The sequence below is a fragment of the Pararhodospirillum oryzae genome (assembly GCF_007992075.1).
In the GTDB taxonomy this organism is placed as follows: Bacteria; Pseudomonadota; Alphaproteobacteria; order Rhodospirillales; family Rhodospirillaceae; genus Pararhodospirillum; species Pararhodospirillum oryzae.
In genome coordinates this window covers 1-17,389 of the sequence record NZ_BJZO01000043.1, presented here as the reverse complement: position 1 = coordinate 17,389, position 17,389 = coordinate 1, and the positions used below count along the sequence as shown (strand labels likewise).

Annotated in this window: 11 protein-coding genes; 4 read left to right on the top strand and 7 right to left on the bottom strand. The window is 71.7% G+C overall.

What is annotated here, in order from left to right:
• Nucleotides 1-17: 17 nt before the first annotated feature.
• From ROR02_RS08930 to ROR02_RS08900, 7 genes are all read right to left on the bottom strand, one after another.
• A complete protein-coding gene (locus ROR02_RS08930) occupies nucleotides 18-4,490 on the bottom strand; it encodes a translocation/assembly module TamB domain-containing protein (protein WP_147163679.1) in 4,473 nt (1,490 codons plus the stop codon).
• Between the two features lie 2 nt (nucleotides 4,491-4,492).
• Nucleotides 4,493-6,337 (bottom strand): autotransporter assembly complex protein TamA, encoded by a 1,845-nt coding sequence (locus ROR02_RS08925; protein ID WP_246135475.1) that lies wholly within the window; start codon nucleotides 6,335-6,337, stop codon nucleotides 4,493-4,495.
• Between the two features lie 50 nt (nucleotides 6,338-6,387).
• A complete protein-coding gene (locus ROR02_RS08920; RefSeq protein ID WP_147163694.1) occupies nucleotides 6,388-7,314 on the bottom strand; it encodes a sulfite exporter TauE/SafE family protein in 927 nt (308 codons plus the stop codon).
• A gap of 232 nt (nucleotides 7,315-7,546) precedes the next feature.
• Nucleotides 7,547-8,482, bottom strand: coding sequence for an N-acetylmuramoyl-L-alanine amidase family protein (locus ROR02_RS08915; RefSeq protein ID WP_170245046.1), 936 nt, complete (start codon nucleotides 8,480-8,482; stop codon nucleotides 7,547-7,549).
• Between the two features lie 73 nt (nucleotides 8,483-8,555).
• On the bottom strand, nucleotides 8,556-8,759 hold the full coding sequence (locus tag ROR02_RS08910; protein ID WP_147163677.1) for a heavy-metal-associated domain-containing protein: 204 nt from the start codon (nucleotides 8,757-8,759) through the stop codon (nucleotides 8,556-8,558).
• 69 nt (nucleotides 8,760-8,828) lie between these two features.
• Entirely contained in the window at nucleotides 8,829-11,147 is a 2,319-nt protein-coding gene (locus ROR02_RS08905; protein ID WP_147163676.1) for a divergent polysaccharide deacetylase family protein, read from the bottom strand.
• Nucleotides 11,144-13,414 (bottom strand): heavy metal translocating P-type ATPase, encoded by a 2,271-nt coding sequence (locus tag ROR02_RS08900; protein ID WP_147163675.1) that lies wholly within the window; start codon nucleotides 13,412-13,414, stop codon nucleotides 11,144-11,146. Before ROR02_RS08900 ends, ROR02_RS08905 begins: the two co-directional genes overlap by 4 nt.
• Nucleotides 13,415-13,722: 308 nt before the next feature.
• On the opposite strand from ROR02_RS08900, the gene ROR02_RS08895 reads away from it, so the two are divergent.
• The 4 genes from ROR02_RS08895 to lexA all read left to right on the top strand — a co-directional run bounded on the left by ROR02_RS08895 (nucleotide 13,723) and on the right by lexA (nucleotide 17,226).
• Complete coding sequence (locus ROR02_RS08895) at nucleotides 13,723-14,307, top strand: anthranilate synthase component II (protein ID WP_147163674.1); 585 nt, start codon at nucleotides 13,723-13,725, stop codon at nucleotides 14,305-14,307.
• A gap of 207 nt (nucleotides 14,308-14,514) precedes the next feature.
• Entirely contained in the window at nucleotides 14,515-15,561 is a 1,047-nt protein-coding gene (gene trpD, locus ROR02_RS08890) for an anthranilate phosphoribosyltransferase (RefSeq protein WP_147163673.1), read from the top strand.
• Nucleotides 15,558-16,349, top strand: coding sequence for an indole-3-glycerol phosphate synthase TrpC (gene trpC, locus ROR02_RS08885; RefSeq protein WP_147163672.1), 792 nt, complete (start codon nucleotides 15,558-15,560; stop codon nucleotides 16,347-16,349). The genes trpD and trpC overlap by 4 nt, the downstream gene beginning before the upstream one ends.
• Before the next feature lie 136 nt (nucleotides 16,350-16,485).
• The gene (gene lexA, locus ROR02_RS08880; RefSeq protein WP_147163671.1) at nucleotides 16,486-17,226 is read left to right on the top strand and encodes a transcriptional repressor LexA; all 741 of its coding nucleotides are present in this window, start codon (nucleotides 16,486-16,488) and stop codon (nucleotides 17,224-17,226) included.
• Nucleotides 17,227-17,389 lie beyond the last annotated feature (163 nt).

The window sequence follows — 17,389 nt, the reverse complement described above, 5'->3', positions numbered from 1 at the left end:
CCGAGAAAGCCCCAAGATCAGTAATCCCGTTTCCAGAAAAGCCCGGCCTCGCCCGCCCCGCCGGCGCCAGCCCGGGTTTCCAGGTTCAAGGAGGGGGTCAGTTCCACCTGGACCTCGACCGCGCTGTCCCCCAGTCCCATTCCCTGCACCACCCCGACATACACATTCTCGCGCACATAGGTGCCCGCCTGCACGGTGGTGCCCCCCTTGTCTCCCTCACCCAGCTTGAGGACGTCAAGACCGGTGGCGTCGCGCAAGGATTCCACGAAGCTCCCCCCGGTGCCGAAGCCGCCCAGTTCGCCAACCGCGCGCGCCAGCTGCACCGCCTCGATCGCCGACAGCTCGCCCGAGCTTTTGCCAAACAGGATGTGCGCCACCACCTCGTCGGGCGGCAGGGCCGGTTCCGAGGAAAAGCTCAGGTCGGGCGCCGAGGCGGTCCCCGTGACCCGCACCACCGCCGTGACGTCGCCGGTGTCGTTGGTGGCCCGGATGTCCAGGCCGGGATCCAGGCGCCGGCCGCCATCGAAACGGATCACGCTGTCCTTCAGCGAAAACGTCCGCCCCAGGAAGTCCACCTGGCCGCGCAGGTTCTCGATCGTTCCCACGACCACGGGCTGGGCGGCGGTGCCCCCCACCGTCAACGCCCCCTTCCATTCGGTGTTGACCCCCTGCCCCGTCACGTACACGCGGTTGGGCAGGCTGACCTTGAGATCAAGGGCCACGGGCAGGCCCGGGTTCCGGGCGTCCTCGCCCCGGGCCCGCGCCGCCAGGGCCTGGGCGCGGGTGGCCGGCTGGCCACGCCCCCCCACCTCCATCACCGGCAGGTCGGGAATGCTGGCGCCCATCGAATTGATGAGCCGCACCGCCACCTTCTGGGTGGTCACCGTGCCGGCCAGCGCGGCCCCGGTCTCGCGCAAGGCCAAGGTCAGGTCGGCGTCCAGGGTGGCCGTCGCTTCGTCGCGCCGCACCAAGGTGGCGTTGCGGGCCGCCACCTTCACGTCGCCTTGAGGGAGCCCGGGGCTTGACAGGTCCAGGGCCCCGTCCAGGGCAACGGTGCCCGGGCCGCCATCGGTCCCGCGCAGGCGCACCACCAGGCGCTGATCGGCCGTCGCCGAGACATCGAGATCCAGGTCCTTGAGCAAGGTCCCGGTCAGCAGGTTTTCGTATCGCCCTTTTTCCAGGCGCACGCCGCCACTCAGCCGGGGCGCGCCCACGGTGCCGGCCACGCTCAGGTCAACCGTGGTGGGGCCGGACGGCCGATGCTCGATCAGCGGCGTCATGTCCCACAGGTCATGGATATCGCCCTTCCAGCGCACCCATGCGTCCACCGGCGTGCCTGGCCCCACGGCCGCCAGCCCCCGGGGCAGGGGCAGACGTGCCTGCGCTTGCAGCGGTTCGCCCGGCAGGCCCTCCAGGCGCAAGGAGGCGGTCAGGGCCCGGTCCACCGTCGCCTCAAGGAAGGCATCGACCCGGTGCCCGGCCAGGGCCCCGGCCCGCAGCTGGCGCACCACCAGGGCCGCCTTGCCCGTGGGCCGCGAGGGCGTGCCGGCCACGTTCACGGTCCCTTCCAGCCGGCCCTCCAGGCCCAGGGTGGGAGCGAACAGATCGGCAAGTCCCAGCGGCACGGCGGCAGCCTCCAGGCGGGCCTGCACGCGTCCGTTCGCGCCCAGCCCCCCGGCCAGGGTCAGCTGGCCCCGGTCCACCGTCAGGCGGGTTTCCTCCAGCCGGGTGGTTCCGCCCCCCAGGCGCACGGCGGTGGGCGCCGCGAGCGCCACGCGGTGGGTTCCGGCCGAGACATCAAGCGTGCTCACTTCCAGACGGGGCGCCGCCCCCCCCTTCCAGCGCGCATCCAGGCGCCCCTTCAGGGGCTGGTCGGTGGCACCGGCACGCAAGGCGCCTTCCACACGCGCCGCCAGCCCGAGGGAATCCAGCGGACCGCGCGCCTCGATGCCCAGCTGGCGCCACGACACCGGTCCGCTGCCGCCACCAGCCAGGGACACGCTGGCGGTGATCGCGGGCTTGGCCAGTGGATCATCCACCCGTGCCTTGGCCTCCAGGCGGCCCAGGCCCTGCCCGTTCAGGCGCAGGCCCGGCGCGCGGGCCTCCAGGGTGACGACTCCCTTTCCGGCGCGATCGGGTTCCAGGCGGGCCTGGGCGTCCAGGCGTCCGCCCAGCGCGGGCACCCCGAGCGGCGCCAGGACGGCCAGGTCGGGCACGGCCACGTTGACGCGGGCCGTCGCCCGCTCCAGCCGGGCCGGGTCCAGATGGGCCCGGGCCGTCACGCTGGCGGACCCGGCGGTGAGTGTCGCGTCCTCCACCACCAGGGCCGAAAACCCCTTTTCAACGGCAAAGGGCAGGCTCAGGCGCACCGGCAGGCGTCCGGCGCGGGCCTCGGCTTCCACCCGCCCGGTGGGGGCCTGGGTCACCGACGCCGCCTCCACGCGCACGCGCAGCCCCTCCCAAACCGGTCCCAGGCCGCTCAGGCGCGCCCCCTCCAGGGTGGCCACCACGGTGGGATCGGCGATCGCCCCCTTCGCGTCCACGCTCAAGGTCAGGGGACCACCCCCCAGGCCGGCCCCCAGAAGAGCCGGATTGGCCACGGCCAGGGTCAGCCGGGCCGCGAGGGTGTCCCCGGCCTCCAGCGTGCCCTCGCCCGTGCCGGTCACGGCGTTGGTTTCCAGTTTCAGGTCCTGGAGCCGAACGCGGGGGCTTTCCCGCGCGTCGCCCTCCCCGCCCAGCGAAACACGGGCCGAGAGCGCCGGGGTCGGTCCCAGCAGCTCGGCCAGGGCCGGATCCAGCCGGGCCGGATCGGGGGAAAGAGCCACGCCAAGGTCCACGGCCCCCGCCGCTCCCCCGGGGCCAAAAGCCAGCGCCTCGGCGTGCGCCTCCAGGCGGGCGCCCAGGCCCAGCCCGGGGGACAGGGGTGCGAGATCGGGCACGGCCAGAACCAGTTGCACGGCCTCGGCCCGGCCTTGCGCGGGATCGTAGCGCCCGCTGACGTCAAGATCGAAGCCGGCTCCCGAGACCGAAGCCGTCTCCAGGCGCAGCGGTCCCCCGTCGGGATCCAGGAAGGCCCGCACGACAAAAGCGGGGGCCGGTCCCACCAGGGCCGCGCCCCCGGCTCCGGCCGCCGGCAGGCTCAGGCCCTGGGGCCCGCCCGTCACGCTCAGGGCCAGGGCGCCCGCCGTGGCGGGATCGGGCGCCAGCGTCGCCACCAGCCCCAGGCCCTCCAGGGCCATTACGTCCGGCAGGGCCAGGGCGCCCGCGTCCAGCCGGGCGTCCACCCGGGGCCGGGCCCGGGTTCCCCGGGCGCTCACCGCCAGGTGGGCCGTGCCTCCTTCCAGGGTTGGCGCGACCAGGGCCAGGGCGGGGGGATGATCCAGGTTCACGTCCGCGTCCAGGGTCAGGGCGCCCGTCTCCCCGGCCTCCACGCCCCCCTTGGCGTGCACGCGCCAGCCCGCCCCCTCGGCCAGAAGCTCGTCCAGATGAACGGCGCCTTCTCCGGGCAGGGCAACGTCGCCCAGGATCCGCATGCCCTCGGGGCCGGCCCCGGCCGCCAGCATCGGCGGAGCCTTGGGGCCCGGGACCAGGCGCACGTCCAGCCCGGCGCGCAGATCGGGCCAGCCCAGGCGCACCGTGCCCGCGAGGGTCGCCACGTCTTCCACCGACGCGGTGATCCGGGCCGGCCAGTCGGCAAGCGGCCCGCTGCCTTCGATGCGGACATCCACCGCCGGGCGGTCGGCCAGCCCCAGCAGGCCGCCCAGCGCCCCGCCCGCCGGCTCGACCAACCGCAGATCCAGGTCCAGGGCCAGGGGATCGCGCGCCAAGGTGGCATCGCCGGCCAGCGCGCCCGGCACGCCATCGGTGCGCACGGCATCCAGGTGCACCCGGGTCGAACCCGGAGCCGTGCCCTGGTCCAGCCCGCCGTCCACGTCCAGGCGCACCCGCTGCCCGGCCAGGGCCTCGCCCACCTCCAGCCCCTCGACCGCCAGGCGCTCCAGGCGCACCCGGGCCACCAGGGCCAGCCAGTCCAGTCCCTCCGAGGTGTCCTCCTCGGGCGAGGGTTGGGTTTCCGGCAGACGCTCGAACACCGGCCGGCGCAGCTCCAGATCCCGCACCACCAGCCGGCCGCCCAGCAGGCCGGCCGGGCTCCAGGCCAGACGCGCCTCGGGAAGGGTGAGCCAGGGGCCGGCCGGATCCTCCAGCACCAGGCCGGTGATCCGCAGATCCCCCCACAAGGACCCCTCCACCGTGTCCAGGCGCAGCCGGACCCCGGTCGGATCGTCAACCAGCGATTCCAGGGTTTGACTGAGCCAGGCATGGCCGGCCGCGCTATCCAGCCACAGGGCGCCCGCGCCCCCCAGGGCCAGCGGGGTCGCGGTGACAAGGGCCACGGTGGCCCCCAGAACGCGCCATGCCCGCCGCCGCCGACGGGAACCAGGGGCGGGCGCGGACGAGGCGGGGGTCTTGGTGTCGCTGTCGTCGGCCATGTTCAGAACGCCTGTCCGAGACTGATGTAAACCTGAAACGAATCGTCCTCGTCGCGCGGATTGAGCGGCACGCCAAGATCCACGCGCAACGGCCCGAAATCAGTGTGATAGCGCGCGCCAAGCCCGGCTCCCCAGCGGATGGTTTCGTCGAACGAGGGCCAGGACTCGGGGCCGACCAGCCCCCCTTCCAGGAACGGCACCACGGCAATGGTGGGCGTGATCTTGATCCGGGCTTCCACCCCGATCTCGGCGGCCGAACGCCCGCCCAGGGGATCGCCGTTGGCGGCAAGCGGGCCAATCATCTGGTAGCCAAAGCCGCGCACCGAGCCACCACCGCCGGCATACAAACGTCGGTTGGGGGGAACCCGGTCGAGGCTGGCGCCGGTCAGGCTGGCCAGCCGCGCCCGCCCCGCCAGAACCAGCCGGTCGGGGAGCGCCGGCACGTAGCCCGAGGCCAGGGCATCGACCACGAGAAAACCGGTTGATTCCGACTCAACAACGCCGGCGAAGGGCTGGGCGGTCAGGGAAAAACGGGTGCCCCGGGTGGGGTCCAGGGCGTTGTCGGTCGCGTCGCGGCTGACCTGCACGGGCAGGCCGGCCAGGGCATGGGGGCGGGAAACGTCCTCGCCCGGCCAGGTCAGATGCGCCATCTCCAAGGACAGATTGCCCGACACCCGCCAGTGCTCGCTCAAGACCCGCTCGACACCCGCCGCCGCCTCGGCCACCAGGCCGGTGTAGGCTTCCAGATCCTCGCGGGCGACGCGGGAGCTGGCGGTCAGGGTCTGACGGGGCGACAGGAAGTAGGGCTTGCGCAGCGACGCCGCCACCGACTGCTCGGACAAGGCGCCCACCGCCTCGATCCGCAGGTGCTCGCCGGCTCCCAGCAGGTTGCGGTGCTCCCAGCGCGCGCTGGCGCCCGGCCCCCGGTCGGTGCCGTAGGAGACGCCGGCGGCGATGGTGCGCGGGGGAGCCTCGCTCAGGGTCAGGTGGATGGGAATGCGCCCGTCGGGACCCACCGCCGCCTCTGGCCCCATGTCGAGGGTTCCGAACAGGCGGCTTTCCGACAGGCGCTTGCGAAACTCGCGCACCACCCGCTCGTCGTAGGGATCCCCCTCGCGCCAGGGCACCATCGCCTGCACGAAGGTTTCGTCGACCTTCTCCAGCCCGCGCACCACCAGGGGCCCGAAGGCGGCCTTCGGGCCGGGCTCGACCGTGTAGGTCACTTCCATGACATGACGGGCATGATCGACCACCACCAGGCGGTCGGTCACCCGGGCCAGGGGGCGCGCGGCGCGTTGCAAGGCCAGCGTCAAGGTGTGCTCGCCGTCCAAAACGGCCTGGGCGCGGGCCGGGGCTCCCACCTCCAGCCCGGCGGTGCCGGGATCCTGGGGGAGGTCGGCGCGCTCATCCGTTCCGCGATAGTCGAACACCACGCTGGCCAGGGTGTAGAGCGTCCCCGGTTCGGCCGAAATCACCACCCGGGCCGGCCGGGCCTCGGTGTCCACCTCGGCGGCCAGGGTGGCGTCGTAATAGCCCCGCGCGCGCAGGGCCTGGGCGAAGCGTTCCAGGTCGGCGTCCACGCGCTGGCGCAACCCGGCTGGCGTGGCCGGTGGCTCGCCTTGCAAGACCACGAGCCGCGACACGCCTTGCAGCCACGAGGTCAGGGACCCGTCTTCCCCCGACACCCGAAACTCGACCCCATACGGCACGGAAACAGAAGGGGTTTCCTGGGCGGTCGGGGGCTCGTCCGGGACGGGGTCGGCGGCCAGGGCCCCAGACGGCGCGATCAGCGCGCCCACGGGAACAAGCAGGGCCAGCGCAAAGGCCCGGGCAGAGGCATCCGGCAAGGGGGTGTCTCCTTCTTCGCCTGGGGCTGGCGCCCCGTTGAAAATCCTTTTTATCCCGCGGGCACCACGCCCAGGGAATAGATATCCTCGGGCGTCGCCATCAGGTCGAAGGCCAGTTTGCCACAGACCACCAGCACCAGAAGGGCCAGCAAGACGCGCAGCTGCTCGCCGCGCAGCCGGGCCCCGGCCCGGGCACCGGCCTGGGCGCCAAACACCGCGCCGGCCAGCAGCAGCAAGGCCAGGAACACATCGACGGTGCGGTTGAACGAGGCCTGCAGCACGGCGGTGGTGCCGGCCACGAAAATGATCTGGAACAGGCTGGTGCCCACCACCACCTGGGTCGGCATGCCCAGCAGGTAAATCATCGCCGGCACCATGACAAAGCCGCCGCCCACGCCCATCACGGCGGCGAGCACGCCCCCCAGCACCCCGATCCCCAGGGGCAAAAGCACGCTGATGTACAGCTTGGAACGGCGAAAGCGCATCTTGAAGGGCAAGCCGTGCATCCAGGTATGCCGGCCGGGACCGCGCGCCACCGCCCCACCCCCGCCCTTGTGCCGACGCAGCAAGGACAGCACGCTTTCCAGGAACATCAAGCCGCCCACCAGCCCCAGGAAGACCACGTAGGCCAGCGAGATCGCGAGGTCGATCTGGCCCAGCTGGCGCAGGAGGGCGAACAGCCACACGCCGACCACCGACCCGACCAGGCCGCCGATCAGCAGCACCACCCCCATCTTGATGTCCACGTTGCCCCGGCGCATGTGCGCCAGCACGCCGGCAATCGAGGATGCGACGATCTGATTGGCCTGGGTGCCCACGGCCACCGCCGGCGGCACCCCGTACAAGATCAGCAAAGGAGTGAGCAAGAAACCGCCGCCGACGCCAAACAAACCCGACAAATAGCCGACCAGCCCCCCCATGCCGAGGATCAGCAAGGCGTTGACGGACATTTCGGCAATCGGCAGGTAAACCTGCATGGCGTTTGGCCCTCCCCGGCCGGGCGTGCGCTCCGGTTCGTTGCATGACCGGTCCCAGGGCTCCATAAGACCCTGGCCGGCCAGCGGGCGCAACCCCGCACGGGCCCGGGTCGTGCCCTGATCACGGATCGGCAACACACTCTTCCGGTCCGGACGTTGAAAAATTTTTCGATTCAACCGGGCGCAAGGCACGCGCCTTCTCGTGACCTACGACCGGACAAGGGGCCGTGGATCAGCGCGGCCACGGGGCTTGCGGGGTTGACGACGGCGGAAAAAAGGTTGGCGTCCAGGACTCCCCGGGGGGCGGCATGGCCTCGCCGGACTCCCGGGACCCCTTCCCTTCAATCGCCGGTCCCGACTCCCGGCCGGGAGCGGGCGCCATCGGAACGGGTCGCGCCGAAGCGGGGGCCTCGGACGACGACAGGCCCGGCGGCTCCGGCGAGGCCGGCAGCCCGGCGCAGTAGGCGTGCAAGGCCCCCACCACGGCGCGGGCGATCCGGTCCTGGCCGGCGGGACTGGCCAGGACCCGCTCGTCGGCGCGGTTGACGATCAGGCCGGCTTCCAGCAGGGCGGCGGGCATGGTGGCGGCCCGCAGCACGGCCAGCCCGTCGAAGCGGTACAGGCCCAGGGCCGGATCCAGCAGCGGCCGGTTTTCGCCCTCGATCGGTTCGGCGTGGTGAAGGGTCGGGGCAAGGCCGGCCGCAACCAATGCCCGGCCCACCGCCCGCCCCCAGCGCTCGCTTTCCCGGGGCTGGGGGTTGGCGGCCGAGACAAAAACGGAAAAGCCACTGAAACGATCGCTGTAGGGAATAACCGGCCCGGTGCCCGTCTCGCCCCGCCACGTTTGCAGATAACGCGGCTGCACCGAGTCATGGTGCACCGACAAGAACACCGTGGCCCCGGCCGCGCGGGCCGCCGCCGGGCGCTGGGTCAGGCCGGCCATGGTGCCGTCGGCGTTGATGACCACCACGCGAAAGGCACCGTCGCGGCGCACGGCGGCGGCGATGGTCTGGCCCAGGGCCTGGTTGAACCCGAACTCGGGACGCCCGCGCGCGCTGGTCGCCCCCGGCCGCGCCAGGGTGTGGCCGATATCCAGGCCCAGGACCACGGTGGAAGGATCGCAGGCCAGGGCGGCCGGGGCCGCTCCCCCCGCCCCGCCTCCTCCCACCAGGATCCCGAGGAGGAGGGCAAGCCCCCCCGGGGCCCGGGGACGCCTCAGGCGGCCTTGCACCGGCGACGCCTCAGGCGGCCTTGCATCCGAACCCGGCCGCCTCGACCGCGTCGCAGATCGCCAGGGCATCCCCGGGCGGGGTCACGCCGACCCTGCCGCTGTCCAGTTCAACCGTGACCCGGGCCTGGGGAACCACCCGTAAAATGGCGCGTTCCACACTGGCGACGCAGCCGCCACAGGTCATGCCTTCAACGGAAAAAATCTGCTCGGTCATGTCGTTGCATCCTTTTGCTTGCGATCAGGAGGAACCATGCCCCTGGTCCGTTTGCACGCACCATGGGGTTTACATCCGCCGCGCCACCGTTTCATCCCCTTCGTGCATCAAGGCGCTGACCGGCACCAGGGTGATTCCTTTCTTGGCCAGGGTGGGCAGCCAGGCACGCAGGGCCTCGATGGTGGCATCCTTGGGATGGCCAATGCCGATGGCCACGCCGTTGCGCCGCGCGGCGGTTTCCAGGCTGGCCAGCTGGCGGTCCACGGCGCCGCGTTCGGGCACGTTGTCGAGGAACACCGAGCGCCCGGCATGGGGCACGCCGGCGGCGGCGGCCACTGCCTGCCCCACGGTGCGCGGCGAGGTCACGGAATCCAGCCACAGCAGGCCACGCCGTTTGAGTTCCCCGATCACCACCGACATGCGCCGGGGATCGGCGGTGAACCGGCTGCCCATGTGATTGTTGATCCCCACGAAGCCGACTCCCCGGTCCAGGTTGCGGCGCACCCGGGCCAGGATCTCGGCGTCGCCCAGATCGGTGGTCAGGGCATCGGGGCCGGGGGAGATGTGGCTGTTCTGCGGCTCCATGGGCATGTGAATCAGCAGCTCGTGCCCATTCTGGCGCCCGGCCTTCATCTGATCGGGCAAGGACTCGGCATAAGGCAGGAAGGCCATGGTCACCGGCCCCGACAGCGCGGTGACGGCGCGGGTTCGCGGGCGATCCAGCCCCAGGTCATCGATCACGACGGCGATGGCCGGGGGATGCCACGCCCCGGCGGGCACGGCGTTGGCCCGCCAGGCCGGTCCCCCCGGACCATGGGGCGTGACCACGGGAAAGCGCGGCAGATCGGCCGGCAACGCGACCGGGCGGCTTTTGTCGGGATCATGGACCTCGCCCGACAGGCCTTCCTCCAGGACATGGCCATCCCCTCCCGAGGAAACCAGCAAGGAATCGGAGCCCAGGGGGGCGGCCAGAATGGAGGGCGGCGGCGCGGAGGCCGGCTCGGGCCCGCTGGTCGCCGCTGCCGGAGCCGGAGCCGGAACCGTGGCGACGACAACAGCCTCCTGCGGGGCCTGCGGCTGGGCATGGGCATGCCAGCGCGCCGGCGGCATGGGGGGCGGCGGTGGCACCGGCCGGTGCGCGGCTTCGAGTACCGGCGACGGCGCCGCTTCTCCGGCCTGGGGCGTGGGAGGGGAGACGTCCGGGGGCGGCGCCGACGCCGCCGGGGGTTCCGCCGCTTCCGCGGGCGCCTTCCCCTGGTCGGGCCCGGGGTTGGACCCGGCCGCCTCGTCGCGAGAAGGCGCCGCCGCCTTCATGTCCTCAAGCGAGGCGCGCAACTGCTCGACCGGCGCCAGGATGGAAAAGCGTGGAGCCTGCCCCGCCCCGCCCGCGACCGGCGGCACGCCGCTGGTGGGCTTGGTATCGGGGATCGGCGCCAGGGGCGCGGAGGACGCCGGCCCCGAAGGGGGAGCCGGCTCGCTGGCCGGCACGGGGACCGGGGCCGCCGGGGGCGCCACCACCACGGCCACCTCGGACGGATCCGGGGGCGGCGGGGCCGGGGTCACGTCCACGGCGAACACCACGGCCGGGGCGGCGGGGCGGGCGGGAGGCTTGGGGGCCTGGGCCGCGTCGCCGGTGGCGCGCGCGACGGTCTCCCCCTCCCCGGCCGGGGTAATGGCCTGCCCGTTCGGAGAAGCATGAACGTCGGGGCGAGGCCGGTCAGCGGGGGAAGCGTCGGGGGCGCGGGCCTGGGGCGCGGGAACGGGCTCCTTGGCCGGAACCGGCGGCGAGCCGGGCACGGACGCCGGGGCCGGCGTTGGTGGCACCAAAGGCGCGGCCAGGGCCAGCGCGCCCGGCGCGGCCGGAGCCCCGTCCGGCGGCTTCGGCCCATCCGGCGGAGCGGCCTTGGACGGCGGCGCGACAACCACGGCCTCGGGCACGGCCTCGGGCACGGCCTCGGGCTTCGCCTCCAGCGGGGGCGCGGGAGGCGCAACCGAAGCGGTCTTGTCTTCTGGTTTTGGCTCGGGCTCTTTCACGGCGGGCGGAAACGATGCCATCAGGGCCCGGGTGTCGGGAGGCGACAGCGGCGCCGGCCCCGGCAGGGGCGGCGGTCGGTACTGGTCGGCGGGATCGGGACGCACGGGCGCCGGACGGGCCTGGGCCATCTCCCTGGATCCCGAGGAAGGCGCGGCGCCGGTTGCCCCGGCCGGATGCCCCGTCCCGGCTCCGGAGCCCTGGAAGAAATAAAGCCCCAAGGCCAACCCGCCGCCAACGCCCACGGCCAGGGTGGCGACGACCACCACGACCAGGGTTATGGGAGACAGGCCGGCCACGAACAGGGCAAAGCGATCCAGGGGCCCCTGGCGACCGACATCCTCGGGTGTAATCATGATCCCATCCAATTGGGCCGCCACCGACGCAACATAAGCGAGCTTGCGACCACAGATACACTTGACATGGCCATGGCCGCACCGGCGATCATGGGCGACAGCAGCCCGGCCGCGGCCAGCGGCAGGGCAATGATGTTATACGCGAACGCCCAGGCAAGGTTGAGTCGGATCCGTTGCACCGTGGCCCGCGACAGGGCCAGGGCCTCGGGCAGCAACGAGGGATCGGAGCGCATCAAGGTCATGCCGGCGGTTTCCAAGGCGGCGTCGGCACCGGTGCCCATGGCGATGCCCACGTCGGCCTCGGCCAGGGCGGGGGCGTCGTTCACGCCATCGCCGACCATGGCCACCCCGGTGCCGGCCCGGCGCAGATCGGCGATCACCCGGGCCTTGCCCTCCGGGGGAACCTCGGCGAAGCGTTCCTCCAGGCCCAGGCGCGCGCCGATCGCCGCCGCCACCCGCTCGGCATCCCCGGTGAGCAGGATCGGACGCAAGCCCAGGGTCTTGAGATGGGCAATCGCCTGCGCGGCCCCCGGACGGGGCGGATCGGCCAGCCCCAGCACCGCGACACCCCGCATCGGCGTGCCTTCGCGCCCGGCCCGGGGGAGCGCGGCCGGAGCCAGGGCCATCCACACCGCCGACGCTCCTTGTTCCTCCAAGGTCCGGGCCGCGTGTTCCAGGCTCTCGCGGGCGATGCCCAGGGTGTCCATGAAGGCGCGACTGCCCAGGGCCACCCGCCACGCGCCAACCCGGGCCCGGACCCCCTGCCCGGGTCGGGTTTCGACCTCCTCGGCCAGGGTGAGGGACAAGGCGCGGGCGTCGGCTCCGTCGCGCAGGGCATGGGCCAGGGGGTGGGCGCTGCCCTGCTGCGCGGCGGCGGCCAGGGCCAGAAGGGCGTCCTCGTCCAGCCCGGTTCCTTCCATCGCTCCGGGATCTTGAACAATCCGGGTCAGCACCGGCCGGCCCAGGGTCAGGGTTCCGGTCTTGTCGAACACGATCGTTCGCACCCGATGGGCCTGTTCCAGGGCCCCCGCGTCGCGGATCAGGATGCCCCGCCGGGCGGCGACTCCGGTGCCCACCATCAAGGCGGTGGGGGTGGCAAGGCCCAGCGCGCACGGGCAGGCGACGACCAGCACGGAAATCGCGGCCGTGAGCGCGGTTTCGGTTTCGCCCAGGCCCACGCCCCAGACCAGCCCGGTCACGCCCGCGATGAAAATGACGGCGGGCACGAACACCTGGGCCACCCGGTCGGCCAGGGCCTGCACCGGGGCCTTGGCCGCCTGCGCCGCTTCCACCAGGCGAATGATGCGCGCCAGCGTCGCGTTCTCGCCCGTGGCCTCCACGCGCACGGCGAGGGCGCCATCCAGCACCACGGCGCCCCCGATGACCCGGGCACCGGGCGCGCGGGCCACGGGCAGGCTTTCGCCGGTGATCAGGCTTTCGTCCACCGCCGCCTCGCCGGTTTCCACCACCCCGTCGGCGGGCAGCGCCTCGCCCGGGCGCACGATCACCTTGTCCCCCGGACGCAGGCGTTCCACCGGCACGTCCTCGATGCGCCCGTCCACCTCGCGATGAGCCAGGGCGGGGCGCAGGGCCATGAGCGCGCGGATCGCCGAGGCGGCGGCGCGACGCGCGCGGCGCTCCAGGGTCTTGCCCAGCAAGACCAGGGTAATGACCACCGCCGCGCCCTCGAAATAAAGCCCGGCCCCGGCGCTCCCCCCCAGAACCCGGAACGCCGACAGACCGTAGGCGGCCGAGGTGCCCAGGGCCACCAGGGTGTCCATGGTGCCCGATCCGTTGCGCAGGGCCTTCCAGGCGCCCCCGTAGAAGCGCAGGCCCGGCCCGAACTGGATCACCGTGGCCAGGATCAGCTGCCAGCCGGGAGGCACCCGCCCGGGCAGACCGCTCATGTGGGCGATCATGTCCCACAGCAAGGGGAGGCTCAAAGCCACCGCCAGGCCCAGCACCAGGGTTTCGCCCAGCGCGCCGCCGTCGGAGGCAGACCCCTCCGGACGGCTTGACGGGTCGGGCACCGGATGGGCCCCGAAGCCGGCCCGGCTCACCGCCACGACCAGATCGTCCATCCGGGCCTCGCCACCATCGATGCGCACCCGGGCGCGCTCGGTCGCCAGGTTGACGCTGGCCTCGCGCACGCCAGGCACCCGCCCCAGGACCCGTTCCAGACGGGAGGCGCACGCGGCGCAGCTCATGCCGGTGATGACCAGATCAACCGGACTCCCGCCGGAGGAAGCGGTCGTGTCGTGGGTCATGGACTCTAACCCCTTTTCATTCCAGGGAAGGAACAAGGATGGCAAGGGCCGGAACCCGGCGCCACCAAAGGAAAAACCGGCCAAGGGAAACGCAGGCGCCCCCTTCAGGTAAGGCGGCCCGGTCCGTGCACGCAACGGTCTCGGTTCCCCCGCCACTCGCGGGTGCGAAACGGATGCCACGATGCTTGACGCCCGCACCCGGGAGCGGCACTCTGACGGCCCGGGGAAGCCGGGGGGCCAGGGCTCGCCTCGTCGCGCCGGCGTGCCCCGCGCTCCCGTCGTACTGTGCCTTGGACCGGACGCCGGACATGTTTCTGCTGATCGACAACTACGACAGCTTTACCTACAATCTTTGGCATTATCTGGGCGAATTGGGCGCCGAGGTCGTGGTTCATCGCAACGACGCCCTCAGCGCCGACGAAGCCCTGGGCCTGAAGCCGCAGGGCATCGTGGTTTCTCCTGGTCCGTGCGATCCCGATCGCGCCGGCATCTGTCTTGAGCTGGTGGAGAAAGCCGGGAAGGCCCGCGTTCCCGTCATGGGCGTGTGCCTGGGGCACCAGACCATCGGCCAGGTTTTCGGCGGCACGGTCGTGCGCGCCCCTGCCCCCATGCATGGCAAGGTCTGTTCGATCGAGCATGCGGGAGGCGGCGTGTTCGCGGGCCTGCCGGCCCCGTTCAAGGGAACGCGCTATCATTCCCTGGTGGTCCGGCGCGACGACCTGCCCGACTGCCTGGAGGTCACCGCCTGGACGGCGGACAATCTGATCATGGGCCTGTCCCACAAAACGCTGCCCATCCACGGGGTGCAGTTCCATCCGGAAAGCATCGAAACCGAGGGGGGGCATGCCTTGCTGCGCAATTTCCTGACCTTCGCGACCCAGGGATCCGCCTGACGCCCCTTGCCCCGCGCGGACATCGCGTCCGACGATGATCAAGGGAAACGAAAAACGGCATGCGAGCCTGGCCGGCCCGGGCCACGGGTCTTGGGAACAAAGGGTATTGAGGTGGCCGGCATGGCCACGAGACTGACGGGCGCAAGGGCGGCGACGTCGCGGGGGATGCGGCACCGGTCGCCGGCGCGTGATTCTGGGGGGAACAACATGACAACGCCGGTTATCCCTGACATCGATCTGAAGCCGCTGATCGGCATGGTGGCCACCGGCCGCCCGTTGAACGAGGCCGACGCCACGCGGGCCTTCGAGGCGATCATGAGCGGGGGCGCGACCCCGGCCCAGATCGGGGCCTTTCTCATGGCGTTGCGGGTGCGGGGCGAAACGGTGGAGGAAATCACCGCGGCCGCGCGCATCATGCGCGCCAAGGCAACCCCGATCGACGCCCCGGCGAACGCGCTTGACCTGGTGGGAACCGGCGGCGACGCGGCCGGAACCTACAACATTTCCACCGCCGCCGCCCTGGTGACCGCCGCGTGTGGCGTGCCGATCGCCAAGCACGGCAACCGCGCCGCCTCGTCCAAAAGCGGATCCGCCGACGTGCTGGCGGCCCTGGGGGTCAATCTCGACGCCGACATGGCGGTGATCGAACGGTGCATCCGCGAGATTGGCATCGGGTTCATGTTCGCCCAGCGCCACCACAGCGCCATGAAGCACGTGGCGCCGGTGCGGGTGGAACTGGGCACGCGCACGGTGTTCAACCTTCTGGGCCCGCTGGCCAATCCGGCCGGGGCGCGCTACCAGGTGCTGGGGGTGTTCGCCGAGCCATGGCTGGAGCCGCTGGCCGAGGTGCTGGGGCGCCTGGGCGCCGAACGGGCCTGGGTGGTCCATGGCTCCGACGGCCTCGACGAAATCACCACCACCGGCGACACCCTGGTGGCCGAGTACCGGGCCGGCGCGGTGCGTCGTTTCCGGCTGTCGCCGACCGATGCCGGCCTGCCCCTGGCCCGCCCCGAGGACCTGAAGGGCGGCGACCCCACTTACAACGCCGAGGCCCTGCGCGCCGTGCTTGACGGCCAGCCCGGCCCCTACCGCGACATCGTGCTGTTGAACGCCGCCGCCGCCCTGGTGGTGGCGGGACGGGCCGAGGCGATTCCCGATGGCGTGACCCAGGCGGCGGGGGCCATCGATTCCGGTGCCGCCCGCTCGACCCTGGAACGCCTGATCCTTCTGACCAACGGCGGAGCCCCGTTGTGAGTGATGCCCTGCGCGCCTTGTGCGCCACCGCCCGCGCGAGTGTCGACGAACGCCGCCGCGCCCTGTCCCCGGCCGAGCTGGAAGCCCGGATCCAGGAGGCGCCGGCCCCGCGCGGGTTCGCCGCCGCCCTGACCCGGGTGGCCGGCCAGGGCCGCCCGGCCCTGATCGCCGAAATCAAGAAGGCCTCGCCCTCGGCCGGGCTGATCCGCCCTGATTTCGACCCCGTGGCCCTGGCCCGGGCCTACCAGGAGGCGGGGGCGGCCTGTCTGTCGGTGCTGACCGAGGAAAGCCGGTTCCAGGGATCGCCCGCCTATCTGATCGCGGCGCGCGAGGCCGTGGCCCTGCCCGTCTTGCGCAAGGACTTCATGGTGGATCCGTGGCAGGTCCTGGAAGCGCGTGCCATGGGCGCCGACGCCATTTTGGTGATCCTGGCGGCGCTGGACGATGCCCGGGCGCGCGAGATCGAGGCGGTCGCGCACGAACACGGCATGGATGTTCTGGCCGAGGTGCACGACGAGGCGGAACTGGAGCGGGCGCTGGCCTGCCTGACCACGCCCCTGATCGGCGTCAACAACCGCAATCTCAAGACCCTGGTCACCGATCTCGCCACCACCGAACGCCTGGCCCCCCTGGTGCCCCAAGACCGGGTCCTGGTCGCCGAAAGCGGCTTGCGCACGCCGGCGGATCTCGCCCGCATGCAAGCGGTGGGCGCCCAACGCTTCCTGATCGGAGAGCACTTCATGCGCCAGCCCGATGTCGGGGCGGCGGTGCGGGCCCTGATCGGCTGAGGCGACGATCCGGGCCTTCCGCCGTTCTCCCCGGGGAACGGCGGGCTTTCTCCTTGACCGGAGAGAAGAACTAAACTAGAACTTTTCCCTGATATTCACGTTTGGTTCCGCCGGATTCACGGAAGGAGACGACGCCATGCTGACGCGCAAGCAGTACATGCTGCTCTCGTTCATCGATCAGCGGTTGCGGTCGACCGGTGTCTCTCCATCGTTTGATGAAATGCGCGATGCCCTTGAGCTGAAATCAAAATCGGGTATCCACCGCCTGATCAAGGGGCTGGAGGAACGCGGATTCCTGCGCCGCCTCCCCCATCGGGCCCGGGCCCTGGAAGTCCTGCGCCTGCCCGAAAATCAGTTCTGCGAGACCCCGGCGCCCCGGACTCCGGTTGTGGCGGAGCCTTCCTCCGACACCCGTTTCTCGCCTCGGGTGATCGAGGGAGACTTTACCCCCAGCCTGCCGGCGGCCCTGGTGGGGGAAGCCGCGCGGGCCGACGCGCTCAGCTTGCCCTTGCTGGGCAAGATCGCGGCGGGCACGCCGATCGCCGCCCTGGCCGATACCACCACCCAGGTCGAGGTCCCCTGCGCCATGCTCACCCCGGGAGGCGAGCATTTCGCCTTGCGGGTTGAAGGGGCTTCGATGATCGAGGCGGGCATCCTGGACGGGGACGTTGCCGTCGTGCGCCGCTGCGACAACGCCGAGAACGGCAGCATCATCGTCGCCCTGGTCGACGACGAGGAAGCCACCTTGAAGCGCCTGCGCCGCAAGGGAGATTCCATTGCCCTTGAACCCGCCAACAAGGCCTTCAAGACAATGATCTATGGCCCCGACCGGGTGCGGATCCAAGGCCGTCTGGTGGGCCTGATCCGCCAGTACTAGAGCATTTTCAGCCGGCATGGCACCGTTTCGGCGGTCCGAAAATACCAAAAATCAAAAAGGTAGAGCGCATTCGCTGATCCGTTTTGATTGGAATGCGCTCCAGACTGAAACTGGATCAACTTGAGTCAAGTTGGCCCAGTTTCAGTCTAATTCTATAAATTTC

Bases quoted from the DNA above. Each gene is read 5' to 3' on its own strand.
- ROR02_RS08930 (WP_147163679.1), bottom strand. From the start codon at position 4,490: ATGGCCGACGACAGCGACACCAAGACCCCCGCCTCGTCCGCGCCCGCC.
- ROR02_RS08920 (WP_147163694.1), bottom strand. From the start codon at position 7,314: ATGCAGGTTTACCTGCCGATTGCCGAAATGTCCGTCAACGCCTTGCTG.
- ROR02_RS08910 (WP_147163677.1), bottom strand. From the start codon at position 8,759: ATGACCGAGCAGATTTTTTCCGTTGAAGGCATGACCTGTGGCGGCTGC.
- ROR02_RS08905 (WP_147163676.1), bottom strand. From the start codon at position 11,147: ATGATTACACCCGAGGATGTCGGTCGCCAGGGGCCCCTGGATCGCTTT.
- ROR02_RS08900 (WP_147163675.1), bottom strand. From the start codon at position 13,414: ATGACCCACGACACGACCGCTTCCTCCGGCGGGAGTCCGGTTGATCTG.
- ROR02_RS08895 (WP_147163674.1), top strand. From the start codon at position 13,723: ATGTTTCTGCTGATCGACAACTACGACAGCTTTACCTACAATCTTTGG.
- trpD (WP_147163673.1), top strand. From the start codon at position 14,515: ATGACAACGCCGGTTATCCCTGACATCGATCTGAAGCCGCTGATCGGC.
- lexA (WP_147163671.1), top strand. From the start codon at position 16,486: ATGCTGACGCGCAAGCAGTACATGCTGCTCTCGTTCATCGATCAGCGG.